Here is a 26,501-nt window from a genome sequence, read left to right as displayed (position 1 = left end):
TGGACGCCATCACCCGGTCACAAACCGCTGCCGTGCTCGAATCAGACCACGCACCCGTCGGACTCAACACCGGCGTGTTCCAAGCACAAGCACCCGCCGCCAACGCCAACCCGAGCGACACCGATAGCAACGACGCTAACGTGCGGGCCACTCAATGAACACCCGCACCCTGAATACAGAAGCCGGCATCGCCGACGGCGACTCCGCCGTTGAAACACCCGGCGACCCCACCACGCTGGCCGCACCGATCAGTCACGCCCGCGCGGTATGGCAATCCTGGCGGGGACTGATCTACCAACTTGCCGGCATCCTGCTCGCGTTCCTTGCGCTCGTGATCTGGCTGCTGACAGCTAACCTTTCGCCGGTCGAACTGACCACTCTCGCTCCGGACGCGCTCTGGGTCTACACCGTGGAGCACATCCAACTCACCCTCCTCGCGGCAGTTATCGTCTTGGTCATCGCGATTCCCGTGGGAATCGCCCTGACCCGGCGGCCCCTGCGGTTTCTGACCGCTCCGGTACTCGCCATCGCCAACGTCGGACAAGCCGCCCCCGCAATCGGCGTCGTCGTACTCCTCGCCTTCTGGGTCGGCTTCGGATTTTGGGCAGCGACGCTGAGCCTCGTGCTCTACGCAGTGCTCCCGGTACTGCGCAACACCATGGTCGGCTTGCAGCAGGTCGACGCTCGCCTCATCGAAGCCGGTCGCGGCATGGGAATGAGTTCCACAGCCGTACTCTTTCGCGTGGAACTTCCCCTCGCCGTGCCGGTCATGCTGTCGGGCGTGCGTACCGCCCTCGTCCTCCTAGTGGGCACCGCAGCCCTGGCCACGTTCGTCAACGGCGGCGGACTGGGCATCCTCATCACCACCGGCGTCAATCTCAGCCTCACCCCCGTACTCGTCACCGGAGCCCTACTCGTAGCACTGCTCGCGCTCCTCATCGACTGGGTCGGCCGCGTCGTAGAACACATCGCCCGCCCGAAGGGACTCTAGATGCACCGCCCCTCTTCCTCCACCCATCCTCGCGCCCGCCGCGGGTCCCTCGGCCGCTGGGGCCTTGCCACGGGCATCCTCGCCCTGACCGCCGTCACCCTGACCGGCTGCGGATTGCAGCCGGCGACCTCATATGTTCCCGCGGTTGGACCCGGGTCGATCATCCCGCTCGACGGCGCCGACGGCGTCAACCTCACAGTCACATCCAAAAACTTCACCGAGCAACTACTGCTCGGCAAAATTGCGGTGCTCGCCGGAACCGCCGCCGGATTCGACGTCACCGACCTCAGTAACGTGCCGGGCAGCCAGCCAGCCCGTGATCTGCTTCTCTCTGGCCAGGCCGACGTGCTCTGGGATTACACCGGAACCACGTGGCTGACCTACCTTGGCCAGACTGAGGCAATCACCGACCAGGACGAAATGTGGCAAGCCGTACACGACCTCGACCTCAAAAACGGTGTCACCTGGGGCGCACCAGCACCGATGAACAACACCTACGCCCTCGCCGTACGCAGTGAGGCAGTCGCCGACCTCGGCAGCATCACAGCCATGTCCGAACTTGCCGCACTACCCGTCGCGGAACGCACCTTCTGCGTCGAGTCCGAATTCAACTCCCGGCCAGACGGCATGAACCCCATGCTCGCCCACTACGGACTAGAACGCGGCACCGCCAACGGCGTGCCCGACAGCAACATCGGCATCTACGACACCGGCGCCATCTACAGCGCAACCGACAACGGCGCCTGCAACTTCGGCGAAGTCTTCACAACTGACGGCCGCCTCGACGCACTCGACCTCACCGTCCTAACCGACGACCTCGCATTTTTCCCGGCATACAACGTGGCACCGATCTTCTACACTGAAACGCTCAAGGCGCACCCCGGCCTGGAAAAGATCTTCGCCAAAATATCACCCAAACTCACCGACGAGGTTCTGCGCAGCATGAACCGTCAAGTCGACGTCGAAGGCGCCGAACCCGCCGATGTGGCCTACGCCTGGATGATCGACGAAGGTTTCATCACCGACCCAACCAGCTAACCAGACAGGGGCGACGAAGGCCGCGAACAGCACGATCGTCCGGGCCAGCACCATAGAAGCGGGCCAGGCGTACAGGTGCTCGAGCATCTCATTATCGAACCCAGTGCGACCAGCTTCGATGTCCCGGAGTGCTGACCCGGCGCGGGAATCAGTAAACCGACAACGATGATGACAGGACGGACAGTTTGGTGGCATGGGTCACGCCAACCGATCAGAAACACCCCATGTGCGTGCTTTGACGAGGCAGCACACGCGATACACCATTACCACGACGACACACTCATCCATGCGGAGTGCACTTATTCGACATGACCACGAAAAAGGCGTTCGCTGAGCGGGTAGCGGCACCGATTTTTGAGAAAGCCATCCAGGGTTATCCCTGGCCTGCAGCGATCGACATGCTTGGCAACATCTGACCACAAGCAGCAAGCCAGCGCAAAGACCCGTCCTTAGCCTCAATACCATTCAAGTACTTACTGAACGGTATTGAGGCTTAGGCCGCGGGCGATTTTTTTGTCGGGGTAGGGAATCGTCGCGGCTAGACTCGGCGGCATGTCCCTGCCACGTTTTCTGTTCGCCGATCAGCTCGGCCCCCACTACGACGATGGCGGTCCGATCGTACTGGTCGAAGCGACTGCCGTATTGGGACGGCGCACCTATCACCGGGCCAAAGCCCACCTGATCCTCAGTGCGCTGCGTCACCGAGCCCGCGAGCTCGGTGATCGCGTCGAGTTCCTGCACGCCGAGCACTACCGGGACGTTCTGGCAGGGCGCGACCTCGAGGTGATCAACCCCACATCCTGGGGCGCCCGAGCCCTGGTCACCGAGCTGGGCGCTGCCGTGCTGCCCAGTCGAGGCTTTGTCACGAGTGAGCACGACTTCGCGCAGTGGGCCGACGGCCGCCCGGCGTCACGGCTGGTGCTCGAGCAGTTCTACCGCAGTGTGCGCACCTCGACCGGGGTGCTGATGCGTGGCACCGAGCCGGAGGGTGGCCGCTTCAACTTCGACCACGACAACCGGCAGCCGCCGCCGAAGGGTGCGGCCAGTCTGGGACTGCCGGATGTCTGGGCTCCCGTCGAAGACGACATCGACGCCGAGGTGCGCCGCGACCTGGACCGGCTCGTGGCCGAGGGGCGCGTGCATCTGATCGGGTCTGACGGGCCGCGCCAGTTCGCCGCCACCCGGGCGGAAGCCCTCGCCGCGCTCGATGACTTTATCGAGACCCGGCTGGCCGACTTCGGGCCGTTCGAGGACGCCTCGCTGATCGGGGACAGCGAGATGGCCCATTCCCGGCTGAGCGTGCCCCTGAACCTCGGGCTGCTGCATCCGCAGGAGGTGATCGACGCGGTCGTCGCCGCCTATCACGACGGTAGTGCGCACGGGGGCGGGGCACCGCTGGCGAGCGTCGAATCGGTGGTGCGACAGATCATGGGCTGGCGCGACTGGGTCTGGCACCTGTACTGGCATCTGGGTGAGAACTACGTCGCCGAGAGCAACTTTCTGGCGGCCCATGAGCCCCTGCCCCCGGCGTTTCTGAAGCTGAGCAGCACGTCGGTCGAAGCTCGATGCCTCAGCCATGTGCTCGATGAGGTCAATCGCACCGGCTGGGCCCACCACATCCAGCGACTGATGATTCTGGGGAACTGGTCCCTGCAACGGGGCTACCAGCCGGCGGCGCTCTCCGACTGGTTCATTAACGCTTTTGTCGATGGAACACCGTGGGTGATGCCGGCCAACGTCGTGGGCATGTCCCAGCACGCCGACGGTGGAATCGTCGCCACGAAGCCCTATGCCTCTGGTGGTGCCTACATTTCGAAGATGACGGATTTCTGCAAATCCTGCCGCTTCAATCCCAAGGTACGGCTGGGTCCTGATGCCTGCCCCTTCACGGCTGGATACTGGGCATTCCTTGATCGGGTGGAGCCCCGCATTCGTGGGAATCACCGCANTCCTTGATCGGGTGGAGCCCCGCATTCGTGGGAATCACCGCATGAGCCAACCCCTGGCCGGCCTGCGCCGCCTCGTCGACCGCGACCAGGTCGTCGCTCAGGAGAGGGAGCGCACGACCTGGTAGGGCCCGGCGGGTCAAGCTGGTCGCGCAGGGCTAGCTGGCTTCTGCGCCGGTGAACGCCGAACTCGGCAGGTCGCGCTCGCCGTCGTCGATTCCGGCAACGATACGGCGAGCCACGGCTGCGGGGTCAAGGCCTGCTGCCAGTTTGGGTGCGCTGCCTTCGAGGGCGCGCGTGACCAGTCCGGTCTCGGTGTGCGCGGGACGGGCATCGAAAACGCGGATGCCGGCACGGCGCAGTTCCCGCTCGGTGGCCTTGCCCCACGCGGCAAGGGCCGACTTAGACGCCGAGTCGGCGGCCATGTTCGCCGTGGGTACCTCACTGACCACGCCGCTGAGATGGCGGAGCGGTGGATTGAGGCTAAACCCAATACCGTTCAGTTAAGCGTTTGGATGGTGATTTCTGGCCCGTGGCGGGGTTGTGGCCAGTGCGCGTGGGGAGAGTTCACCCCGTTCCTGTCCTACGACTCCGAGATTCGTCAGGTGATTTGCTCCACGAATGCGATCGAGTCGCTTAATGCACGGTATCGGCGGGCGGTGCGTGCTCGAGGACATGTCCCCACCGAGCAGGCCGCTCTAAAATGCTTGTATCTGGTCACTCGACGTCTCGACCCCACCGGAGTGGGCCGAGCTCGTTGGACGATGAGGTGGAAGTCAGCACTCAACGCCTTCGCCATCACCTTCCGTGACCGCTGGCCGAACGCAGAATCCTACTCATGAAAAACGCCGGAAACACCGTTACCGAGACACTCCCTTCACACCCGATGATGCAGACCGGCGGCATTGCGTCTGCCGGGTTCGACCTGCTGTTGTTGCTGCTGGGATGCTGGTTCGCCAGCGTCGCCGGAACGCCACCGCCCGGTCAGCGTGACCCGCTCGTCGAACCGTGAGTTCGGCATGGCTTTGCCCGCCGAAAACGGATGCTTAACTCACGGTTTGGCGCGAGGGTGGCGGGCCTGACTGCTACTGCGGCGACTGCGCTGCCAGTTGTTTCCAGTTGGGCCGAACCAGCCAGGCCAGGAAGGAGCTCACTACGAAGAGCGCGCCCAGTGCGATGGGAACCCCGGCGGGGATCGAGGCATCCGAACCCAGGCTGGCCGGCAGCACCAGGATGAGAGCCAAAGCGGCTGCCACCATCACCGTGAAGAAGACGAGAAACCGTGGAACTGTGCGTTTCATCGTGCCATCTCCTTAGAAGCAGCCCATGACGGCCGCGACCGAGCCGCCACCCACGGTGGCGATTCCGGCAACGCACGCGGCACAGACGATGGCTGTGGGAGTTGTATACGGGAAAGAGCACGACCCGCCACACATGACCAGAATGATTCCGGCCGTGATGGCGCCCACTCCGAGCACGACCATGATGCACTGGTTCGGGCTGGCTGCTGCGGTGCTGAAGGAAGATGCTGACGCGACTCCGACCAGAGTGCTCGGATCCACCTGCGTGGAATGCACGTGCACCCCGTCAACATAGGTGGTCAGATCGAAAATTCCGCTGTCGAGCTCGACGACCGTCGACTCGGAGTATTGGTTGATGGCTCCCGTGTCGTCCAAAATAAACGAGAAGTTGCTCGGTTGCACGAAGCGGTCTCCGGTGATGGGAAAGGTCACCGACGTGGCCGTGACGCCGTCAATGTGGATCGCGTAGGCCTTGACCTCGTCTCGCTGCACGAACTCGGCCGCGGTGTGCGAGGTGATCCCCGCATCCGCTGCGAGCACCGCGACTCTCGTTGCGACCTCGACGGATGCTGTTTGGTCGAGTTGCGTCATCTCAGCGGCCGCTGTGTCGCTGGACGAGTCGGCGCTCACCTCGCACTGTTCGGCGGTCTGTGTCTGCGCGCTCGTGGATGCGCGATCGGTCTCAGGAATGGTCGCCGCTGCGGCTGGCCTGGCCTGCGCCGTGATCGTGAGGGCAACGGCCAATGCGGCCACCACCAGGCCACTGGTGAACTTCGTTCTGGATTGAATGCTTATCGACATCGATCTCAACTTTCCGTCATTGCACTGGGTGTCACTTGTTTGACCGACGCTGACGAGGTCGGTCATAAAAAGTGTGACTCCGATCGGTGCCGCCGACCAAGCAGAAACGGGGACTCTGGCCCAGGGGCTAGCGATCGGAAGTGATCGAGAGCGATGTGTCAGGACGATCCGTCAGCGTCCGTCACAGAGTCACGATTCCGAGTTCGGTAGCCCGAAGCACGATCTGCAACCTGTTGTGCACCTGCCAGAGCTGATTGATGCGGCGGATGTCCGCCTTGACAGTCCCTTCGGCGTAGCTGAGTGCTTCGGCGATGTCCGTGTTGGACAAGCCCGTCGCGATCAGCTGGACAATCTGGAGCTCACGATCATTCAAACCGGTCGAGCGGATGATTCCCGGGTCACCCGACGCGACCGTGTCTCTGACGATCGGCGTCTGCATTCCGGGGGAGACCACTCGCTCAGCAGTGTGCGCGGACAGGATGGCGTCGATGATCTCTGCCGGACGAGAGCTCTTGAGCAGATAGCCGCAGGCTCCCGCACGCAGAACTTCGATAGCGGTCAATTCCGTCGTGAGGGTCGTCAGAGCGACGACACGGCAGCGCGAATTCCAGCCTAGGACGCGCCGGGTCGCTTCGATTCCCCCAACGACGGGCATCCTGATGTCCATCAGGACGACATCGGGTGACACCGCTTCGCAGATCTGAACGACATCGGAGCCGTCGGTTGCTTCGCCGACCAGGACAACGCGGTCATCATGCGTGAGGAACGCACGCAATGCGTGACGTACCAAGTCATCATCGTCGACGATGAGTACTCTAACGGCAACCCCCATGTACTAACGATATCGACGAGACTCCTCTCAAGTGCTCGCGAAATGGGTGCGTGCCTCATTTAGAAAATACTCACGAGAACTCTGTCTCCGATTCGGGCACTTTGATGTGCTGGAGGGATGGGATTTTGGGTTGTCGTTGTCTGCGCGTAGAGAGATCACAAAGAAAGAAGCGCGGGCCTCTGGGTCGGCGTCGAAGAAGGGCAAGGGCGAGATCCGTGACCGGCTGGTCGAGGGCCGACGGCCGCGGTCATGGAAGCCACGGTGACGAACATGGAAAACCACACCGCTAGCGGGGCGTTCAGGGAGGTTGCCGATCAGGTAGGCCCTGAGGAGCGGGAACAGCTGCTGAAGATGAGCGCCGCGACGATCGACCGGCTGCTGGCGCCGCCTAAACGAAGGCTGCGTCCGGGCGGGAAATCGACCACGAGGTCGAGGAAGAACCGGCATGCCGAAGCGATCCCGATCATGACCCATGTGCTCGCCATCGACTGGCAGCCCGGCCTCGCCGCCCTCACCGACCAGATCACCCGCATCCAGCACCACCTGGTCAGCTTGGCCGAAGCGAAAACCTACGCGCAAGCACCCCACTCGGCAGGACATTTCGCGAGCGCTTTACGTGAGGCACGCAGAACTTATTTCGCGAGTAACTTGACGTGAGGCACGACAATATCGCAGAGCCCTTCCTCGACCCGTGGACCTGGGACCATACTTCCCGGTCAGCGTCACATCTGGGTCGGCGTCGAAACGTAGGATATGAACGATACGTCCGGGTTGCACGGCTGGCCCCGATCCATCGCGTGAACAACCGAGGAGATGAATACAGTGCCCCTTTACTTCTATACCGTGGGCCCCGTCGCAACTGCTGCAGCTGCCGCGCTTTACGCGACCGCTGATTTCGGAGACTGGCTGTGTCAGTTCAGCGGTATTTGCGCCTGATGACTTCGCCCAGTTAACCGGCGGTCGAGTGCTGTCCACTGGCGAAGCGTCCCTGACCTCCATCAGACGCATTCTTCGAACACGTAAGTTCTGGCACCAACACGCTCTCCATCCGGTGGTTCGCGTTCTGCTGATTCTCACGGTCGCTGTTCTCGTGTGCGTCAACCTCGGCTTCATCATTGCGGCCCGGGAATTCACTCGCTCCGATCTTCTGGCGCTGGTCCTCTACGCGGGTGTGGCCGCCTTCGCCTGGAATTCGCTGGTGGCAACCTGCGTGGTGATGGTTGCCGGTGGCGTCGGAGTGATCTTCCTCGGGAGTGGGGGAGATCTCCTCGAGATGACCATCGCCTTGGCCCTCGTTTCGGCCACCTGTGTTCCGCTGGTACTCAGTGCGTACGCGACGCTGCTGGTCGTGCTCTCAGTGCACACGGTGGTCAGCGGCACGGTCCTGGCCGAAGGCGGTTTCTACGGCGTCGCCGCCATCGCCGTGATCGCGCTTCTGGCCGGTCTCACGTTCCGCATCGTGGCTGCTCGTGAAGCCATCCTGATCGCCGAGCGCGGACGGATCATGAACGAACTGGGCCTGCTGGCGCATGCGGAGCAGGAAAAGATCGCTGACGAACTCCACGATGGCATCGCGCACGACCTCACGCTCGTGCTGTTTCACGCGCGAGCACTGCCCCTCCAACCGGATGACGCTGCGCGCACGGTATCGCTGACCACGATTGAGCATTCCGCGGAACGCGCCTTCACCAGCATCCAGTCGTTGCTCGCACTGATCCGTGACGGCGAAACGTCGACGCACGGTGCAGGGGCCACCCGTTACGACGGACGTCTCGTCGACGTGCTCTCGTCGCTCGCGGCATTGTTGCGCAACGCCGGAATTGCGACGGTCGTGACCGTGCCCCCCACGACGCTGCCCCTCTCTCCGGTCATCGAACGGATACTCACCGAGATCGCCATCGAGGCGGTAACGAACATCATCAAGCACGCGCCGAATTCACGATCAGCGCGCATCGTGATCGACGGTCGCTCCGAGGTCGTCGAACTCGTCGTGGCCAATGTTGCCTCGTCTGCAAGCGGGTCCCGCGGCGCAGCGGTGGGTGGCCGCGGCATGGTCCGGTCGCGTCAACGCCTGGAGCAGGTCAGTGGGCGGTTGGCAGCCGGCCCCGACAGCAACGGTTGGCTGCTGAGAGCAACGGTGCCGGTCGGGGGCGAGTGATTTTTCGCGGCCTGCCCTCGAGGACGGGCGGCACAACTCCTGCAGATCGTGCGTCGGCGACCACGGATGCCCGCACTCACGCGGCCGGATTTCTGCCGCCGCCACGATGTGTAGGAGTCATGCCGGGGTCTTCCTGGGGCCGAACCACGACGAGGGCAGGACTTCTGCCAACAGTGACGTAGCGGCTCCGGACCTGCTGGCGCAGTTCACCCGGCTCGGTGCCGCCGTGGGGGCCGGGCACGGTCGGCGAGGTTACGAGACATCCGAGCCCCGTGTATGGCGGGCAGGAGTATCGAGAGCAGCGCGGCGAATAGACTGCCGCAATGCCAATGTCTAGCTACATAGAATCAATCCGGACTCGGATCGGGAACGACTTTTTGCTCCTTCCCGGAGTTACGGCCGTAATCCGTGACGGTGAACAGTTCTTATTAGCTCGGCATGCGCACTCCGGTTTGTGGAGCCTGATCGGTGGGGGAGTCGAACCCGGGGAAGAACCATCGGATGCAGTCGCTCGCGAGGTTTTCGAAGAGACCGGCGCACGCATTCAGATCAACGCCATCATAGGTGCGTACGGCGGCGAGCCGATGATGGTGACTTACCCCAACGGCGACCAGGTCGGCTACATGACGATCGCGTATGAATGCGAACTTCTCAGCAACGCCGCCCCGGACCTTGACGAGATCATCGAACTAGGTTGGTTCCATCGCGACACGATCTTGACTCTGCCGAGGCGTCACTGGATAGACCGAGTGATTCACGATTCGCCAGTTAGGGCGCAGCAGGACACAGAGTAGGAGTCGCCTGTCTCGAAACTCTAGGGCGATTTCAAGTGGTGGAAGCAACAGGGGTTATTTCCTTCTTCGAGACTAGCTCGCCGAGCAGGTTGGCTGGGGCGTTGCGTTTGAGGGTTTTGCGGGGCCGCTCGTTGAGTTCAGTGGCGACTTCGAGGAGGCGTTTGGCGCTGTGAGCGTTCAGATCGGTGCCTTTCGGGAAGTACTGGCGCAGCAGGCCGTTGGGCAGGTGTACCAAGATGACGAACCGGGTCGTGCGTTCAACCAAAGTCGCGATCGCCGATCCCGATGCCGAACCGACGATCAAATCGCCCTCCCAATGACCGGCGACCAGCCTGTCGTTGGCCTCTTTGGGCCGTTCGCTCAGCATCACTTTGTCGCGAATTTTACCCACCGCGGTCAGCTGCGTGGCCCGCGGTTTTCGCGCTGATCGGCCCCGCCGCAGGTGCCGGTGCAGGTGAACTCCGACGTAACCACGGCTTTGAACGTAGAGGCTGTGATAGATCGTCTCGTGGGAGACCTGCAGTTCGTCTTGGCCGGCGAACACGACCGCGAGGTCGCCGCTGATCTGCTGCGGACTCCAGTTCTTCCGCAACCGCTCCTCAACGGCAGCGGCAAGCAGTCGGTCGTCGAGCTTGCTCGGCTTGGGCCGGCCCGCTCTAATCACGCAGCGTTTCTGCGCGGCATACGGCCGGTAGTTGCGCGTTGTCGGGTGGGAGTTGCGACGCAACTCCCGACTAATCGTCGACGCGGAGCGCCCCCAGGTCCCGTGCGATCGCGCGAACGCCGGCACCACCAAGCCGCAGATCTGCGATGCGCAGACGTTCCTCTTGGCCCAAATAGCGTCCCGAAGACGCAACGGTCGGAACGGGTATTCGCCCGCCAGCGGCCTTGATCCACCGATATCCCTGTCTGCGGTTCACTCCTATAGATTCGCACGCGGCCGCAGCCGACATCCCTCACGGACCCGATCCCAAAACAAGTTTTCGCGATCCTTCAACACCACTCTCGACGCCATCAACAACACCTCACTCATACGATGTTGCTACGACCCCTTGAAGCCGCCCTACGGATACGAGACTGTGGGGTCGTTCTAGAGTCTCGCAGAATTAGCTCGATCGCCATTCAGTGATCACAGATCGCCGCCAAAGGGTGCCAAAAGGCACAGATTCCCGTAACAATCTCCACCCTGGCCGCACGAATCGACCTGGACACTGACAGCCAAATGAGCAATTCGCTGACATCGAGATGAGCATTCTCAACCGAGAAGCAGTAAGCCAAGCTCGCCTGGATCGTGCAGACCGACCCGCGGCTAGCCCGCGATTACTACCTGAAGGAAGGCCTCCGCGTGATCTTCAAGATGCCTCTCGCTGAAGCGATCGAAGCTCTCGACAAATGGGTCGGCTGGACCCGCCGCTGCCGCATCCCCTCGTTCGTCAAACTCCAAAGAAGCATCGTGAAGCCGGCGATCCTGGCGTCCATCGAGCACGGCCTCTCCAACGGACGCGTCCAGATAACAATGAATACCAAGATCCGCCTCATGACCCGCATCGCCTTCGGCTTCACATCACCACCCGACGCCCTCATCGCCCTCGCCATGCTCAGCCTTGGCGGGCATAAACCCGTGTTTCCGGGCCCGCATTTAACCGACGGTTATGTCAGGGGGGTCCCATATAAATTCGAAAGCCACAGATTTCGTGCTTTACGTCCGAGCCGCCGGCTAGAGATCCTCGACGCCTACCGGCTACTGGCGACGATCCTGGATCGCGGCGAGGTTTCCATGGAGGGCTCGCCGCGGTTATGCCGATATGTCTCAGATCGGGACAGTGCAAGTCGTCGTTTATGCCTACTTGTGACTTCGACTTATCTGCTCATACGATCTGCACAAGAAGCAGTATTCGGTTACGAGACTCGCCAAAAATGAGGGAAGCATCATGCAGTCAAGGGATTTGTCATGAGCATCATTACGAACGCTCTGGGTCAGGCCCGTGGCCATATGATTTTAACAACACGTCAGGGCTCGGATATGTGAGATCGGTGACGTCGACATGGAATAGTACAACTGGCCAAAACTGGGCCCCCTATTTCAACAATGCTGTGAAGACGATGAAGAATGCAACCAACGGAGACTGGTAATGCCCAGGCGGTGGATCACGCGAGTAAAAATGATAGCTGGAGTCATGATGATCACCGTTGCTCTTGCGGGCTGCTCAGGCTCCGGACCGTCTCCAGGTGCGGGGTCCACCGCCACACACCCACCTCAAAGCGGCAGTGCCACACCCCAGACCATGACGTCACGCGACGATCTGGTATCGCCGAGCGTGCTGGTCTGGGATTCATGGCGCGAGGTGACGCCAACCACCATTGAGGTCACCTTCCTAGCGGGACCAGCATCATGTACCGGCATTCATGCAACTGTCACGGAGGCCATGAAAGATGTCACTCTCGACCTGACAGAAGGTGCACTCCCCGGCAGTACCGACTGCCAGGCAATCGCCCTGACCACAACGACCAAAGTCAGTTTGACCCAGCCGCTCGATGACCGGCAAGTTCGCCAATCCGCCAGCTAAGCACACAACCATGAAGGATCGTTGGTGATCGGGTTTGTTCAGTGGGCCTCTGGCCAGGGATAAAGCGAGGGCCGGCGGGAGAATCCTCGGGGGGTGTGCCGTCCTCGTTGAAGTCGACGCCGGAGTGCTCGTGTGAGCCGTTGGCGTGGGCAATCGCTGCCAGGACCAGGGCGCAGGGTCTCGGCAAAGTAGGCTGATGGGGCCTGTGACCTGAGGTGGTGTTGGCGTGTGACCGGTGTGTCGTGTGGGGCGGGCATTGATGTAGGCGACCTAGTCGGCGCCGGCCAGCAGTGGGCTGTCCCGGGCCAGCCCGACGACCATCCCGGCGGCGACCGCGTCGGGCTAGCGGACACGGCCAGGTGAACGTGCGCAGCAACGTCCCCAACGGCGATGGCGCCCGCACCCCACCGAACAGCCGGTCCGTCCCGCCGTGGCGCAGCGGGTCCATATCATCAATCTATGCCGATGTCGGCATAGTGGCGTGCTTCACTGTTCTTGGACACGGCATTGTGATCTAGAAAGTTGAATCAGGGATGCCCAGAGACACAGGGAGAACGCACCCCACAACTGGAAAAGCTCAGAAGCACATGGTCGCGCACTTCGACACTCATCACGCCCTCCCCAATAGCCTCGACGATCCCAGCACCCGCGTGGCCGAGCACTGCAGGCAGAACAGTCCCTCTGACTAGAGTGGCGAGGCCGTATCATTTTTGGATACATGAGTAAACCGTTTGGGGCCAAGCCAGGGAGGCATCAATGGAGATTGTTGAACTTGGCGAGACTGCTGTCATCGGAATCGAAGTTGTCGCTTACTTCGGCCAGCTACGCTCCGAGATGCCTGCGGCCTGGCGCGAGCTGTTTTCCCGTCAAGACGAGCTGCCCGACTCAGGCACAGGCGTCTTCGTCGAGGCTAGCAACCATTTAGGCGACGGCCGTTACCGCGAGACTATTGGATCAGTAGCTGTCGCCGCCGAAGTTTCAGTGCCTGATGGTATGGCTGTGGCTCTCCTTCCCAGTGGAAGATTCGTCCACCACCGGCATGACGGTACGGTGGCAACCATCGCAGGCGGTTTCCAGACCATTTATGACTGGGCTGAAGAGCAGGGATTGACTCTCGGGAACCGCAAGCTCGATGTCGGATACACATCCGACGGTGTTCAACAACCGCACGAACTATACGTCGACATTCTCATCTGACGGCCTCCCCCCTTCACGACGAAATCAGGCTATATCCGGCCGAGCCGCCGTGCAATGCCAGTGATCCGCACAGCTGTCGCAGTCGTCCGGATGCGGCAGCCTCGTCTACGTGGTGAGGCACGGAATCGGTGACACGTCGTCTTTCCCGGGTGGTGCACAATCAGCGAGCGCGGCAGTTCCAGTAGTCCGCCCGAGAAAATGCCGATGAGCGGGGGACATACGGGACACGCTCAGAAGCATGATTGGGATGCTCATAGGCTGCGCGCGCGTATCCACCAACGAGCAGAATCTCAGGCTCAAAGAATGATCTCGTCATCGCGGCAATACGCCGGAGATGACGTTCACCGATCAAGACCTCAGGGAACGAGGCATGCCCGGCCGGGACTTCGACGCGCGGCTCAACACACACAGCAAGGCCCACACCGACCGCGACTAAACTAGTGACTTCGGTTTAAGGGGTGCGTGCGTGATCGACCAGGAGCTTGTTCAGGAACAGAACTATGTCCAGTCGCTGTATGAGCGGTTGGACGCGCTGGCAAAAGAGGCCGAACACCAGCTGATCGAGGTGCGGCGCCTTGACGTCGGCGGCAACCATCAGTCCCGGAGCGAACGCGACACCTTTGCCCGCCTCTACGAGGACCGCATCGTGCAATTGCGTGAGGTCGACGACCGGCTCGCCTTTGGTCGGCTCGAAACCATACCAGACAACTCCGGCGACTCGGTTTACCGCTACATCGGCCGGGTCGGCCTGCGCGACGAAGACCACAAGCCGCTTTTGCTGGATTGGCGGGTGCCGCAGGCGAGCGCGTTCTACCAGGCCACCGCCGCCACGCCGCTCGGGGCTAGGGCCCGCCGCCACCTGCTGTCCAAGGGGCGCAACATCATCCGTATCGAAGACGAGATTCTTGATCCCGCGCTGCTCGCCAACCCGGATGCGACCACGCACCAGGGCGAGGGCGCCCTGCTCGCGGCCCTAACCGCGCAGCGTACCGGGCACATGGCCGATATCGTCTCGACCATTCAAGCGGAGCAGGACCGCATCATCCGCTCTGATTTGGCCGGTGTTCTCGTCGTGCAGGGCGGCCCCGGCACCGGAAAAACCGCCGTGGCGCTGCACCGCGCTGCCTATCTGCTCTACACGCACCGAGATCGGCTGCGCGACAGTGGAGTGCTCATCATTGGCCCGTCGCGCTCGTTTCTGCAGTACATCGAGGCCGTGCTGCCCTCCCTCGGCGAGACCGGCGTTGTACTCGCCTCGGTCGGTCAGCTCTTTCCTGGCGTCGAAGCGACCAAAGAGGATGCCCCCGCCGTCGCGGCCCTCAAGGGCCAGGCGTTCATGGCTGATCTCATTGCCCGGGCGGTACATTCCCGGCAGCGCACTCCTTCCACCGCTCAGGTGCTTGTCGTAAATAACGACCGCATCGTGTTGCAGCCCGAGCTCGTGGCCCAGGCGATCGCGCGTGCGCGCAGCACCGGCAAGACCCACAACGAGGCCAGGGTCACCTTCGTAAAGACCGCCATCAACGCGCTCTCCCGGGTTTGGCTGGAGCAGCTGCAGAAGCAGGGCCGCTCCATGGACGACACGGACTTGCCGATGCTGCGTGAGGACCTGCGCCTGGCCGACGATGTGCGCGTCGCGCTCAACACCGCGTGGCTGCCGCTGACCCCGCACAAGCTGCTGCAAGATCTCTATGCGCGGCCGCAATGGTTGGAGGAGCTGACCCCGCGCTGGCGTTACGCCCAGCGCAAGCTGCTCGCCCGTTCGCGGGGCGCCGAGTTTACGATCGCCGACATTCCCCTGCTCGACGAGGCGGCCGAGCTGCTTGGTGAGTACAACGCGGTCGACCAGGCGCAGAAACGCGCGCTCAAGGAACAGCGCAAACGTGACGTGGAGAACGCCGAAACGGCCATTGAAAACATGCAGGTCAAGGGGCTCGTCAACGCGAAAGATCTCGCGGCCAGCTTCGCCGAACTCGATGAACGGGCCACCACCAGTGAGCGCGCGGCGCGTGACCGCAGCTGGACCTACGGCCACGTCGTCATCGACGAAGCGCAGGAGCTGTCCCCGATGCAGTGGAGGCTGGTGCTGCGCCGTGGCCCGCGCCGGTCGTTCACGATCGTCGGCGACATCGCGCAGGCGGCCAGCGCCGCGGCATCCGCTAGCTGGAAAGAGGCGCTGCAGCCGGTGCTCGACGGCTCGCCAGAAGCCGACCGCTGGCGGCTCGAAGAACTCACCGTGAACTATCGCACGCCGAGCCAGATCGCCACGGCGGCCGAAACCGTCGCGATCTCGCACCGGTTGCCGATCACGCCGTCCCGCACGGTGCGGTCGAGTGAGTGGCCGGTCGAAACGGTAGCGGACGCCGCGGTGGCGGTGCGCCGCGACCGCGCGCTCGGCGCCGGCGGCACCCTGGCCGTGATCGTCGTCGATGCCGCTCTCGACGACCTAGAATCCACTCTGCGGGCTGAATTCGGCGATCTGCTCGGCGTTGGTGCGCTTGGCCTCAGCCGCGAGATCGCGCTGCTCACGCCGCAGGATGCCAAGGGGTTAGAGTTTGACGCGGTCATCGTCGTCGACCCGGCTGCCATTCTCGCGGCCTCCGAGCGTGGCGCCGGCGCACTCTATGTAGCGATGACCCGGGCCACGCAGCGGCTCTATCTGGCCGGCGACGCCCCGCTCGGCGAGGGAACCGCCTAGTGAGTGATATTGCAGTCGAATTGGCGCGGGTGCGCGAAGCGTTCGACAAACCCACCCTGCGCCTACTTGACCGCAAATGGGCGCCGTTCGTGCTCGCGGTGTTCAAGAGCTCGTTCAGCCGGGACCGCCGCAGCGTGGCGTGCGAGTTGCTCCACACCCAAGTGGATGCCTATCTCGCCGACCTCCGCAGCACCGGTGTCGATGCCCCCGAGAAGACCGGGCGCGCCCTCTGCGTGCAGTGGATGAACGACCTCTGGCTGTACCGGGAGATCCGCGACGCGGGTGACGGGAGCGAAGAGCACTACTCGCTCACCAGCCACGCGCTCGAAGCCCTGCTCCTCGTGGACGGTCTCGCCAGCGATCGTGCACTGATCAGCGAATCCCGCCTCGGTACGATCGTCGACACCGTGCGCCACCGAGCCACAGAGGCCAACCCCGATCGCGAAGAGCGGATGCGCCGCCTCGACCAGCAGATCGACGAACTGACCAGCGAACGCGATCGCCTTGCCGCCGGAGGCTTGGTCGCGGCGGCCTCGAACGAGCAGATGCACGAGGGCTACGCCAACCTCATCGACCTGATCCAGCAACTCCCGAGCGACTTCAAACGGGTCGAAGAGTCGGTCGCGGCCATGCACCGGCAGATCGTCAATGACTTTCGCGGCGAGGAACGCCCGATCAGCGAGGTTCTCGACGACTACCTGACCAAAACGGATGCCCTCATGTCGTCGACCGCTGAGGGTCGCGCCTTCGAGGGCGCGTTCACCCTGCTGCGCAACGACACCCTCATGCAGGGGCTCAAGGCCGATCTGGAGACGATTCTGCTGCATCCGTTCGCCCTCGAACTGACTCTGAACGAACGCCGAAGCTTCATGAGCACCGTGACACTGCTGCGCAAGGGCATCGATGACGTTCTCACCCAGCGCACAGGGCTCACGACCACGCTGCGCGAGCACATCGTCAACCACGACGTGGTGAAAGACCGCGAGCTTGAGCTCGTGCTGCGGGGCGTCAATCGCGAACTCGCCGTCTGGATGCAGACCGCCGGCCCGCGCTCCACTGTCACCACCGAGCTCATGTCCGGCACACTCGAGGTGGAACACTTGCGCGAACGGTTTTACGATCCGATTGCCCACCTCGGGCCGCCCGCGCTGGCCGACGTGTCCGACGCGGCTCCCACAGCCCCGAGCCTGGGCGACCTGCGCCTGCAGGGCGGGCCGCTGCTCGAAGATCTGCGCGACGCACTCGTGGCCGCTGTTGCGGCGGGGGAGGCGGCATCCGTTGGCAGCGCATTCAACAGCTTCGATGCAAGCCTGCGCCGCCCGGTCGAAATTCTCGGCCTGCTGCAACTGGCCGCCCAGCTGAGCACGTCGGCCGGCCCGGTCAGCCTGGAGAGTTTTCAAACGATACGACCGGATGGCTCGGTGCGGGTCTTCGACGTGCCGCGACGCATCTTGACCGACGACGACACGGCGGCTCTGGCCGCCCAGAATTTGGGTTCCCAGCATGATTGACGACTTCTCGGCTGAGGCCACTGGCACCGCCACCGACATCGACAGCGACCCCCAGACCCTGTCCCTGTTCGAGGGCGACGAGGGCGGGCTGAGCGTAGAGCAGCGTCGTACCCTCGTGCTGCTGCTGAAACACCGCTATATCTCGGCGGCCCTGCAGCCCGTCGAATGGCAGACCCTGCTGAAGTCGCAGCGCCTGCTCAAGTCCCGCCTCAACGACGTCTTCCTCGACCTGCACGTCGACCACCACTACGAGGTCGCCTTCAAGCGGCAGGCCCTCGCGGAGGGCGGCGAGCGGTTTCCCACGCTGCTGCATGACGTGGCCTACACCCGCGAGGAGACAATTCTGCTCGTGCTGCTGCGCCAGCGCTTTCGCAGTGAACGGGCCAACGGCCAAGAGATCGTGCTCGTCGACCGGGACAACCTGGTCGAGAACGTTGCGCACTTTCGCCCGGAATACGCCACCGATCTTTCCGGTGACGCCCGAAAGGCCGCTGCCGCGGTCGACAGCCTCGCCAAAGCGAGGGTGTTGCTGAAGACCAGCGACCCAGACCGATTTCGTATCTCGGCCGTGATCGAAGTGCTGTTGTCGGTGGAACGTCTCGGCGAACTGCTCGACTGGTTGCGTCAGGAAAACCGTGCTGACGACCCCGAACCGCTCGCCGCCTCGCCCCTGGAGCCCCTCGCATGAACGATTCCCCGCTGTTCTACATCGACGGCGCCACCGAGGGCACTACCCAGTGGCGGGCCGAATCCATGCAGTTGGTCAACTGGGGCGGATTTCACGGTCACCACACGATCAACTTTAGTGCCGCGGCCACGCTCGTCTCCGGTGCGTCAGGCACCGGCAAGAGCAGCCTGCTCGACGCCTACCTGGCGCTGATGATGCCCTCGGACACCCCGTTCAACGGTGCCTCGAACGATGCCGGCTCGGGCCGTGCCCGCAGCCACGACCAGCGCAACCTGATGACCTACCTGCGCGGCAAGACCGACGCCAACCGGGAAGCGGCAACCGGCGAGCTGACCGACCAGGTGCTGCGCGGCGCGCACGAGGCTACCTGGGGCGCCATCGCCTTGACCTTCATCGACGACAACGAGCGCCGGTTTACCGTGTTGCGGGCCTACTTCGTCCCGCCTGGCGCCCATAAATTCGCCGACGTCGCCATGAAAATGGCCACGACCGACGGATGCCTTGACCTACGCGACCTCGCCTCCTGCGCCGAGAACCGGTTCGACAAGCGCGCCCTCAAGGCCCGCTTCGAAGGCCTCGACGTATTCGATACCTACGCGGCGTTCGCCCAAACCCTGTACACCCGGCTCGGTATCGGCGCCAACGGCGAGGGCGGCAAGGCCCTGCGCCTGCTCGCCCGCATCCAGGCCGGCCAGCAGGTGAAAACGGTCGACGGACTCTACAAGTCGATGGTGCTCGAAGAGCCCGCGACCTTCGCTGCCGCCGACAAGGCGGTCGACCACTTCGAAGACCTGGAACGTTCCTACGGTGCCATGGTCACGGAAGCGCAAAAGGCCCAGGTACTCGAACGCCTCCCCGAACTGCAGCAGGCTTACCAGGCCGCAACCAACAAGGCCGAACTGGTCGACACCTTCGGCGTGCACCGGGCTGGGGACACCCCGTTTGTGCTGTGGCAGCTGCGCACCGAACACACCCTGCTCGAGACTGCCGCCGACACCAATCGGGTAGCCCGCCGTGACAATCAGACCGCCCTCGTAGAGGCGCGCGACGCCGAGACCGCGCTGAAAATCCAGGTTGTCGACGTGCAACAGCAGGAGCGCGACAACGGCGGTGATGTGCTCGAACGGCTACAGACCGAGCTCGTGCACCTCAGCGACCAGCGCGACACTGTGGCGCGGGAGCACGCGAGTTTCGATCACAGGGTGCATGTTCTGGCTGCATCGATCGATTCGGCTGCTACCTTCGCGGCCGCCCAGCAGGAGGCCACCCGCTTTGCCGCCGAGTTCGCCGCCGCCGAGTCTGCCCTGGAGGCGACGCGTGCGGCACAGCAGCGTGAGGCGTACCCCGTGGAGGAGGGCATCCGCCTACTCAAAAGGGAACGCGTATTTCTGACCGGGCGCGAAAGCCTGGTGCCCCAGCCCCTGCATCAAGCCCGGCTGCTGATCGCCGAAGCGGCGGGAATTCCGGCCCAGGAACTGCCGTTCGTCGCCGAACTCATCGACATTACCGCCGGTGAGGAACAGTGGCGGCAGGCCGCCGAGATGACCCTGTCGTCGGTCGTTCGGGTTTTGCTCGTCGACGAGACTCGCCTCGCGCACCTGAGCGCGGCGATCGACCCACTGCAGCTGCCTCTGCGCATCCACTTCGAGGGTGTGGCGTTGGAGCAGCATCAGACCGTGACCGGCGACGCCCGCTACGTGTCTGGCAAGCTCGATCTGAAGGACTCGCCGTTCAGCAGCTGGGTGCGGGCGCGCCTTCGGTCGTCGAGCCTCGACGCGCTCTGCGTGGCCAACCCGTCCGAGTTGGTTGGTGAGGGTGCACGAGTGACCCCGAGCGGGCAGACGCGCAACGGTTCCCGCGGCGCCCATGGCTGGAACACCGGCCAGAAGTCGATCATCGGTTTTTCCAGCCGGGCCCGGCTCGATGACATCGCCGTAGAGCTGACCGCGCAGTCGCTGGCAGCTGACGCGATCGCGGGGCGGGCATCCGCTGTTACCGAGCAACTCGGTGCATTGCGCGACCGACAGGCCGCTCACCAGTACATTCTCGACACCGACTGGCTGACCATTGACGTCGGGGCGGCAGCCGAACGCATTCAGGGCAAGAAATCGGAGCAAGAGCGGATGCTGGCCAGCAGCGATATTCTGCGCGCCCTGAGTAACGAAGGGGCCCGGCTCGCCCTCGAGCTGGATGCTGCCCAGAAAATCAAGCACAGCACCGAGCAGGCCGGGGCCGTGCTCAGCGATGAGCAGGGCAGCATCGTCGACGCACAGGATGCGGTCAATGATCGACTCGAACAGATCGAACAGAGCGACTCGCTGACCCTGTCGCCGGAACATTCTCTGCACCTCGATGAACAGTTCGCGCGCGTCACTGACCACAACGACCTCGCCGGTTTCCCCGGTGGCCTCAAACGCCTGCGTGAGCGGCTGATCAACCAGTCGGCGCAGGATCGTGACGGTGCCGCCCGTGACCGCGCCACTATGATCGGCATCTTCGAGACGTACCAGGCTCGCTGGCCCGATCCGAATATCGGTGTCGCGCTCGAATCGGTCACGAGCTACACCGATATTCTCGATGCCATCCGCACACTCGGTCTCTCCGAGCGTCGCCAAGAATGGAAACGCCGGCTCTCCGCGTGGAGCGGGCAGGACCTTGTGCCGCTCACCGGCGCGTTCAACACGGCCATCGAAGAGATCGAAGATCGATTACGGCCGATCAATGAGATCCTCGCGACCCTGCCGTTCGGCGCAACCCGCGACCGCCTACAGATTTCCCTGCGCCGACTGCACCGCGACGACGCGACCGCGTTCCGCAAGGAGCTCAAAGCGCTCTCCTCCGGTGCGACGGAACAATTCACCGACGATCAAACCGAGGATCGGTTCGCCCGGCTGCAGCAGTTCATGGCTGTGATTCGGCGTCCCGAGGGCACCACCACTTCCCAGCGCGATGTGCTGCTCGACGTGCGCCAGCATGTCGAGATCACGGCTGTTCGCGTGACGCAGGAGGGCACCCGCGTCAGCACCTACTCGTCCCTCGGGGGAAAGAGCGGTGGCGAGTCGCAGGAGCTCGTGGCCTTCGTGGTCGGCGCGGCCCTACGTTTTCAGCTCGGCGATGAAAGCCGCACCCGGCCGCGCTTCGCGCCGGTGTTTCTCGACGAGGGTTTCGTCAAATCCGACGCTGAGTTCGCCGGTCGAGCCGTCGCCGCGTGGAAGGGGCTCGGCTTTCAACTTATCGTCGGAGCCCCGCTCGACAAGGTCACCGCGCTTGAACCATCCATGCAACTCGTGCTGTCGGTCACCAAGAACACGGCCACCGGTTACTCCTACATCACGCCCTTAGCGTCACCGGAGGTACTTGTGGCCTAAGCGCAGTCCGGGCGGCTCTGCATGCGAAAACGCACGTATCGTTGCCCAAGCCGCGTTCGCCGATCAGGTACCGCGTTGTTTGGCTATCCCCGCACCCTGTTTGGCCGCACTAGCTTGGGCGTAGCATGTCTGCATGCCGGTCCGAGATTCATCTCAAGGACGTGGGCTGCACTCACCGACCAGTATCGTGGACTGGAGCAGAAACGTGACCAGAATGCGGCGACTCCATCGCAATCCGAGCTTCCGAAACCCCACATTCTTCTCGACCTGGTTGCTGTGGAGCGTAGGATTTCTTGCGTTCCCGATCGCAGGTTTGGCCGGCACGGCCGCCGGGGGGCGCGTCAGTAACCCCGTATCGGCCCTGATCGGTGGCGCGGTTTGTGGGGTCGTCATCGGCTTCGGTCAGGTGCTGGCCAGTCGGCGTCGTCTCAATCCGCTGAACTGGGTTCCGTTGACCGGGATCGGGCTGGGTGTGGGTCTGCTCCTCGGCTCGACGGTGGTCGACTATCGCACGACGCTGCCGGAGCTAGCCTTGATGGGAGCTATCACCGGGATCGTGCTCGGTGCCGCGCAGGCCATGGGGTTACCGCCGCGCACGCGCCGACGCTGGCTGTGGGCCCTGGGCATGGCCACGCTGTGGGCGCTCGGATGGACCGTGACGACGTTGGCCGGGGTTAACGTTGAGGCACAGTTCACTAATTTCGCGGCCATTGGAGCGGTAACCGTCACGGTCCTGTCGGGCCTCCTCCTACATTTCCTGCTGCCGTTTCATCCCGCATCGGGCATGTGGTTGCGCTCACGCCCCACCAGTACCGCGCCCTGATGCGCAAAGCGGCCTGCCATTCGTCACAACCCGAACGGGGCGGGATCACCGGCTGATGCTTGCACCTCCAAAAGGCTGGGTGGTGAGCCGTGCTGCAGAACTTTTTCAAGCACCGCGAGATGTAGATCGTCGCGCCTAGGTACTCCGAAGCGTGTGTCGAAGTCAAAGGGTTTCTGCACGCCGGTTCGTCGATAGCCTCGCCGCTCATAGAACGCGATGAGGGAGTCCCGCACATCGATGACCGTCATCGTCATCACAGTTGAATCCCATTCCGAGACAGCCAGGCGTTCCGCTTCGGCCAGGATGCGTTTGCCGTCGCCCTGGCTCTGGCCGGTTGGGCGCACGGCGAACATACCAAAATAGGCCGTATCGCCCACGTCCTTCGCGATGTGCGCGCACCCGACCAGATCGCCTCCACGTTCACCGAGAAGAACGAGGCTGTCAGCGCGACTGAGGTCTCCATGAAGAATATCGGCGTCGAGGCGCTGCCCGTCGATGAGGTCGGCCTCACAGGTCCAGCCCTGCCGGCTCGCATCGCCCCGATAGGCGCTTGTCACCAATACCAGTAAGGCCGAAACATCATCGGTCGTCGCGCAGCGAAAGGATAGCGGGTCCATGCGACCAACACTATCGATGGCGGGCATACTCCCGCTATCGCTGTGCCGGAGGCCGGGCCGCCACCCGGCTGCGCCAGGCTCGCCACGCATCGGTAGCCCAGAGTGCCCACAGTACGAGCAGCGGCTGAAAGGCGAGGCGGATGCCCCGCGACACATCTGTATTCAGTCCGAAGGAGTCGGTCGCCGTGACGAACTGTGAGATGTTGCCCGGAAAGATGGCCACGAAGAACAAGGCGACAACCCAGCCGACGGGTACCCGCCACCGGTGCAGCGTAAGCAACGCGGTTCCCAGTAATATCTCGGCTATTCCCGAGAGTACGACGACCAGGTCCGGGTCCAGCAACACCCACGCCGGAACCTGAGCCTGGAATGCCTCCCGGTTGAACGTGAGGTGGCTAATTCCAGCCAGAAGCAGCACGGCGCCGAGGGCCAGCCGGCCGAGCAGCCGCGGCAGCGAATGGCGCGAGCGCGATGCGGCCCCGCCAGTTTTCGGAGAAGTCATGTGCCCTGAGTGTACGTGTTCAATCGAGGGTTTGACCAGGGCGCCGCTGCTACCGGCCGAGCAGACGTGCCCAGAAGCCGCCGGTGGACTTCTCTTTCATATGGCCCTCGCACCGTTGGGCGCGCGGAACACCCGTCATGACCTGGTCGACGTGCTGGCCGCACCCGGCCCAGGTGGTCTTCTGACAGGTCTTGCAGGTGACGGCTCTGCACATGGTGGGTGCCTTTCATTCGGAATTACCCCCATGTTATACCCATGGGGGTATTAGTGACATAATCACGGCCCAACCGGATGCTTCCAACTCCGTGGGTGTATCGTGCCAGCGTCGACCGTATGGGCGGCGAAGCGATAACGCAACGAGAGCGGTGCAGCATGAGCAGTGAACCCCCGATCAACGACGTCACCGACATCGACATCGAGGTCACCCACGCCAAATCCTGGGCCGCCGGCGTACCGGGCGTGCTGCACTCCATGCAGCCGGCAATCACCCAGATGGGCGCTGCGCGGGGAATGCGCGCCCTGCTGGCGTTGAACCAGAAAGACGGATTCGACTGCATGAGCTGCGCCTGGCCCGACCCCGGGCACCGCAAGGCCTTTGAGTTCTGCGAGAACGGCGCCAAAGCTGTCACCTGGGAGGCCACCCCGATCACCATCCCGACAAGTTTTTGGGCCGAGCATTCCTTGCACGACCTGCAAGAGAAGAGTGAGTACTGGCTCGGAATGCAGGGGCGCCTGGTCGAACCCGTCTACAAGCCAGCCGGCAGCGACCACTACCGTCCGGTCAGCTGGCCCGAGGCATTTCGCATGATCGCCGCCAAACTCAACGGTCTTGACTCGCCCGACCAAGCCGCCTTCTACACGAGTGGCCGCGCCTCCAATGAGGCCGCATTCGCCTACCAGCTGTTCGCGCGCGCTTACGGCACCAACAACCTGCCGGACTGCTCCAATATGTGCCATGAATCCACCGGCTGGGCCATGGGCATGACCGTCGGCATTGGCAAGAGCACGGTCAGCTACGACGACTTTGCGAAATCCGACCTCATCATCATCATCGGTCAAAACCCCGGTACCAACCATCCACGCATGCTCACCGCGCTCGAAGAAGCCAAAGATGCTGGCGCGCAGATCGTTGCGATCAACCCGCTGCCCGAGGCCGGCCTGCGCCGCTATAAGAACCCGCAGCGGGTGCGCGGGGTGATTGGCCATGGCACCGAGATAGCAGACCAGTTTCTGCAAATTCGCCTCGGCGGCGACATGGCATTGCTGCAGGCCGTCTCGAAGCGGGTGCTCGACGCCGAGGACGCTGCCCCAGGAACCGTGCTCGATCAAGCTTTTCTTGACGAACATTGCCACGGGCTGACCGAGCTGCGGCAGCATCTTTCCGAACTTGACGAGCAAATGGTGTTGGCCGCGACCGGCTTGCGCGCGGCACAAATCGACGAATTGGCCAAACGCTATCTGGCCGCTGATCGGGTGATCATCACCTGGGCGATGGGGGTGACGCAACAGAAAAAAGGCATAGATACCGTCAAAGAAATCATCAACCTGCTGCTGCTGCGCGGAAACATCGGCAAGCCCGGTGCCGGTGCCTCACCGATTCGCGGCCACAGCAACGTGCAGGGTGACCGCACCATGGGCATCTGGGAGCAGATGCCGCCGGCTTTCCTCAATGCCCTGCAAGCCGAGTTCGGTTTCAACCCGCCGCGCGAGCACGGTGTTGATGCCGTCTACGGAGTGCGGGCGATGCGCGACGGAAAGTTGAAGGTGTGGGTAGGGCTGGGCGGCAACTTCGTTGCAGCCATGTCCGACACCGGCATTGCCGAGGCCGCCATGCAACGCACCGAAATGAGCGTGCAGATCTCCACCAAACTCAATCGCTCGCACGCTGTAACCGGCGAGGAGGCGCTGATACTACCGACCCTGGGGCGCACCGAAATCGACGCGCAGGCCGGCGGGGTGCAGTTTGTCTCCGTGGAGGACACGGTCTGCGCGGTGCATCCGTCGTGGGGAAAGCTCGAGCCGGTCGCACCAAACCTGCTCTCGGAGGTCGCGATTATTTCGCGCCTGGCCAGCGCAGTGCTCGGCGACTCGGTCGCGGTCGACTGGCCCGGATTCGAGGCCGACTACGACCGTATCCGTGACCACATCGCCCACGTGGTCGAGGGATTTGAGAACTATAACGAACGCATCCGGCAGGAGGGCGGATTCATGTTGCCGAACGGCCCGCGGGACTCGCGCACCTTCAACACCCCGATCGGCAAGGCCATGCTGACCACGAACACCCTGGAATATCTTGAAGTACCGCCCGGGCGTCTGGTGCTGCAGACGCTGCGCAGTCACGACCAGTTCAACACCACCATCTACGGCCTCGATGACCGCTATCGCGGTATCAAGAAGGGTCGCCGTGTGGTCTTCATCAACAACAAAGATCTACTCACCCTTGGCTTCGTCGATGGCGATCTGGTCGACGTGCACAGCGAGTTCAGTGACAACGTCGACCGCGTGTTACGCGGCTATCGGCTGGTTGCATACCCGACGCCACGCGGTTGCGCCGCCGCCTACTATCCGGAGGCGAACGTGCTCGTGCCGCTCGATAGTGTCGCCGATGGCAGCAACACACCGGTGTCGAAGGCTGTCATCATTCGATTGGAGCGTGCTGCGTGAATCTT

At 63.1% G+C, this 26,501-nt stretch carries 23 protein-coding genes and 3 pseudogenes; 17 read left to right on the top strand and 9 right to left on the bottom strand.

Annotated features, from left to right (window positions below; all coding sequences use genetic code 11):
* Positions 1-154: 154 nt before the first annotated feature.
* From CXY75_RS07295 to CXY75_RS07285, 3 genes are all read left to right on the top strand, one after another.
* Positions 155-991, top strand: coding sequence for an ABC transporter permease (locus tag CXY75_RS07295; protein WP_104082152.1), 837 nt, complete (start codon positions 155-157; stop codon positions 989-991).
* Complete coding sequence (locus CXY75_RS07290) at positions 992-2,029, top strand: glycine betaine ABC transporter substrate-binding protein (RefSeq protein WP_104082151.1); 1,038 nt, start codon at positions 992-994, stop codon at positions 2,027-2,029. It abuts the gene before it with no gap.
* 552 nt (positions 2,030-2,581) lie between these two features.
* Positions 2,582-3,985 carry a cryptochrome/photolyase family protein gene (locus CXY75_RS07285; protein ID WP_233201788.1) on the top strand — a complete coding sequence of 468 codons (1,404 nt, stop codon included), beginning with the start codon at positions 2,582-2,584 and terminating at the stop codon, positions 3,983-3,985.
* A gap of 148 nt (positions 3,986-4,133) precedes the next feature.
* Here the strand turns inward: CXY75_RS07285 and CXY75_RS07280 are convergent, their stop codons facing one another.
* Positions 4,134-4,427: a hypothetical protein gene (locus CXY75_RS07280; RefSeq protein ID WP_104082150.1), complete on the bottom strand. Its 294-nt coding sequence runs from the start codon at positions 4,425-4,427 to the stop codon at positions 4,134-4,136.
* A gap of 102 nt (positions 4,428-4,529) precedes the next feature.
* On the opposite strand from CXY75_RS07280, the pseudogene CXY75_RS07275 reads away from it, so the two are divergent.
* Both CXY75_RS07275 and CXY75_RS19785 read left to right on the top strand, forming a co-directional pair.
* A pseudogene (locus tag CXY75_RS07275) lies at positions 4,530-4,817 on the top strand (transposase); the annotation flags it as partial.
* Positions 4,814-4,987 (top strand): hypothetical protein, encoded by a 174-nt coding sequence (locus tag CXY75_RS19785; RefSeq protein WP_158251151.1) that lies wholly within the window; start codon positions 4,814-4,816, stop codon positions 4,985-4,987. The pseudogene CXY75_RS07275 and the gene CXY75_RS19785, both read left to right, overlap by 4 nt.
* Positions 4,988-5,060: 73 nt before the next feature.
* On the opposite strand, the gene CXY75_RS07270 is transcribed toward CXY75_RS19785, so the two are convergent.
* From CXY75_RS07270 to CXY75_RS07260, 3 genes are all read right to left on the bottom strand, one after another.
* The gene (locus CXY75_RS07270) at positions 5,061-5,276 is read right to left on the bottom strand and encodes a hypothetical protein (protein WP_104082149.1); all 216 of its coding nucleotides are present in this window, start codon (positions 5,274-5,276) and stop codon (positions 5,061-5,063) included.
* A gap of 12 nt (positions 5,277-5,288) precedes the next feature.
* Positions 5,289-6,077 (bottom strand): hypothetical protein, encoded by a 789-nt coding sequence (locus tag CXY75_RS07265; protein WP_146069400.1) that lies wholly within the window; start codon positions 6,075-6,077, stop codon positions 5,289-5,291.
* Between the two features lie 181 nt (positions 6,078-6,258).
* The gene (locus CXY75_RS07260) at positions 6,259-6,909 is read right to left on the bottom strand and encodes a response regulator transcription factor (RefSeq protein WP_104082147.1); all 651 of its coding nucleotides are present in this window, start codon (positions 6,907-6,909) and stop codon (positions 6,259-6,261) included.
* Positions 6,910-7,158: 249 nt separating this feature from the next.
* Here CXY75_RS07260 and CXY75_RS07255 point away from each other — a divergent pair, with 249 nt between their 5' ends.
* From CXY75_RS07255 to CXY75_RS07245, 3 genes are all read left to right on the top strand, one after another.
* On the top strand, positions 7,159-7,566 hold the full coding sequence (locus CXY75_RS07255; protein ID WP_104082146.1) for a hypothetical protein: 408 nt from the start codon (positions 7,159-7,161) through the stop codon (positions 7,564-7,566).
* 394 nt (positions 7,567-7,960) lie between these two features.
* Positions 7,961-9,067 (top strand): sensor histidine kinase, encoded by a 1,107-nt coding sequence (locus tag CXY75_RS07250; RefSeq protein WP_233201787.1) that lies wholly within the window; start codon positions 7,961-7,963, stop codon positions 9,065-9,067.
* Between the two features lie 323 nt (positions 9,068-9,390).
* Positions 9,391-9,861, top strand: a complete 471-nt coding sequence (locus CXY75_RS07245; RefSeq protein ID WP_369826696.1) for an NUDIX domain-containing protein — start codon at positions 9,391-9,393, stop codon at positions 9,859-9,861.
* A gap of 31 nt (positions 9,862-9,892) precedes the next feature.
* Here CXY75_RS07245 and CXY75_RS07240 read toward each other — a convergent pair.
* Positions 9,893-10,733, bottom strand: a pseudogene (locus tag CXY75_RS07240) (IS30 family transposase).
* A 404-nt stretch (positions 10,734-11,137) separates the two neighbouring features.
* On the opposite strand from CXY75_RS07240, the pseudogene CXY75_RS07235 reads away from it, so the two are divergent.
* Both CXY75_RS07235 and CXY75_RS07225 read left to right on the top strand, forming a co-directional pair.
* Positions 11,138-11,494: pseudogene (locus CXY75_RS07235) on the top strand (transposase); the annotation flags it as partial.
* Between the two features lie 652 nt (positions 11,495-12,146).
* Positions 12,147-12,428 (top strand): hypothetical protein, encoded by a 282-nt coding sequence (locus tag CXY75_RS07225; RefSeq protein ID WP_104082144.1) that lies wholly within the window; start codon positions 12,147-12,149, stop codon positions 12,426-12,428.
* Positions 12,429-12,955: 527 nt separating this feature from the next.
* Here the strand turns inward: CXY75_RS07225 and CXY75_RS07220 are convergent.
* Positions 12,956-13,090: an alcohol dehydrogenase catalytic domain-containing protein gene (locus CXY75_RS07220; RefSeq protein WP_304481709.1), complete on the bottom strand. Its 135-nt coding sequence runs from the start codon at positions 13,088-13,090 to the stop codon at positions 12,956-12,958.
* Between the two features lie 94 nt (positions 13,091-13,184).
* Between CXY75_RS07220 and CXY75_RS07215 the strand changes: the two genes are divergently transcribed.
* From CXY75_RS07215 to CXY75_RS07190, 6 genes are all read left to right on the top strand, one after another.
* Positions 13,185-13,625: a GyrI-like domain-containing protein gene (locus CXY75_RS07215; RefSeq protein WP_104082142.1), complete on the top strand. Its 441-nt coding sequence runs from the start codon at positions 13,185-13,187 to the stop codon at positions 13,623-13,625.
* A gap of 466 nt (positions 13,626-14,091) precedes the next feature.
* The gene (locus tag CXY75_RS07210) at positions 14,092-16,323 is read left to right on the top strand and encodes a UvrD-helicase domain-containing protein (RefSeq protein ID WP_104082141.1); all 2,232 of its coding nucleotides are present in this window, start codon (positions 14,092-14,094) and stop codon (positions 16,321-16,323) included.
* A complete protein-coding gene (locus CXY75_RS07205; RefSeq protein ID WP_104082140.1) occupies positions 16,323-17,834 on the top strand; it encodes a DUF3375 family protein in 1,512 nt (503 codons plus the stop codon). Before CXY75_RS07210 ends, CXY75_RS07205 begins: the two co-directional genes overlap by 1 nt.
* The gene (locus CXY75_RS07200; RefSeq protein ID WP_104082139.1) at positions 17,827-18,522 is read left to right on the top strand and encodes a DUF4194 domain-containing protein; all 696 of its coding nucleotides are present in this window, start codon (positions 17,827-17,829) and stop codon (positions 18,520-18,522) included. The genes CXY75_RS07205 and CXY75_RS07200 overlap by 8 nt, the downstream gene beginning before the upstream one ends.
* Entirely contained in the window at positions 18,519-21,890 is a 3,372-nt protein-coding gene (locus tag CXY75_RS07195) for an ATP-binding protein (protein ID WP_104082138.1), read from the top strand. The genes CXY75_RS07200 and CXY75_RS07195 overlap by 4 nt, the downstream gene beginning before the upstream one ends.
* 205 nt (positions 21,891-22,095) lie before the next feature.
* Positions 22,096-22,713 carry a hypothetical protein gene (locus CXY75_RS07190; RefSeq protein WP_146069398.1) on the top strand — a complete coding sequence of 206 codons (618 nt, stop codon included), beginning with the start codon at positions 22,096-22,098 and terminating at the stop codon, positions 22,711-22,713.
* A gap of 23 nt (positions 22,714-22,736) precedes the next feature.
* Here CXY75_RS07190 and CXY75_RS07185 read toward each other — a convergent pair whose 3' ends face one another.
* The 3 genes from CXY75_RS07185 to CXY75_RS20075 are packed head-to-tail and all read right to left on the bottom strand — an operon-like array spanning position 22,737 to position 24,046.
* On the bottom strand, positions 22,737-23,330 hold the full coding sequence (locus CXY75_RS07185; protein WP_104082136.1) for a GNAT family N-acetyltransferase: 594 nt from the start codon (positions 23,328-23,330) through the stop codon (positions 22,737-22,739).
* A gap of 34 nt (positions 23,331-23,364) precedes the next feature.
* Positions 23,365-23,832, bottom strand: a complete 468-nt coding sequence (locus tag CXY75_RS07180) for a DoxX family membrane protein (protein WP_104082135.1) — start codon at positions 23,830-23,832, stop codon at positions 23,365-23,367.
* Between the two features lie 49 nt (positions 23,833-23,881).
* Positions 23,882-24,046 (bottom strand): hypothetical protein, encoded by a 165-nt coding sequence (locus tag CXY75_RS20075; protein ID WP_199182400.1) that lies wholly within the window; start codon positions 24,044-24,046, stop codon positions 23,882-23,884.
* Between the two features lie 158 nt (positions 24,047-24,204).
* Here CXY75_RS20075 and CXY75_RS07175 point away from each other — a divergent pair, with 158 nt between their 5' ends.
* Positions 24,205-26,496 carry an FdhF/YdeP family oxidoreductase gene (locus CXY75_RS07175; RefSeq protein WP_104082134.1) on the top strand — a complete coding sequence of 764 codons (2,292 nt, stop codon included), beginning with the start codon at positions 24,205-24,207 and terminating at the stop codon, positions 26,494-26,496.
* Positions 26,497-26,501 lie beyond the last annotated feature (5 nt).

Origin of the sequence: Cryobacterium sp. Y11 (assembly GCF_002929535.1) — a bacterium.
GTDB lineage: Bacteria > Actinomycetota > Actinomycetes > Actinomycetales > Microbacteriaceae > Cryobacterium.
Note: the sequence above shows the minus strand (reverse complement) of the source record. Positions and strands in the feature narration are given on the sequence as shown.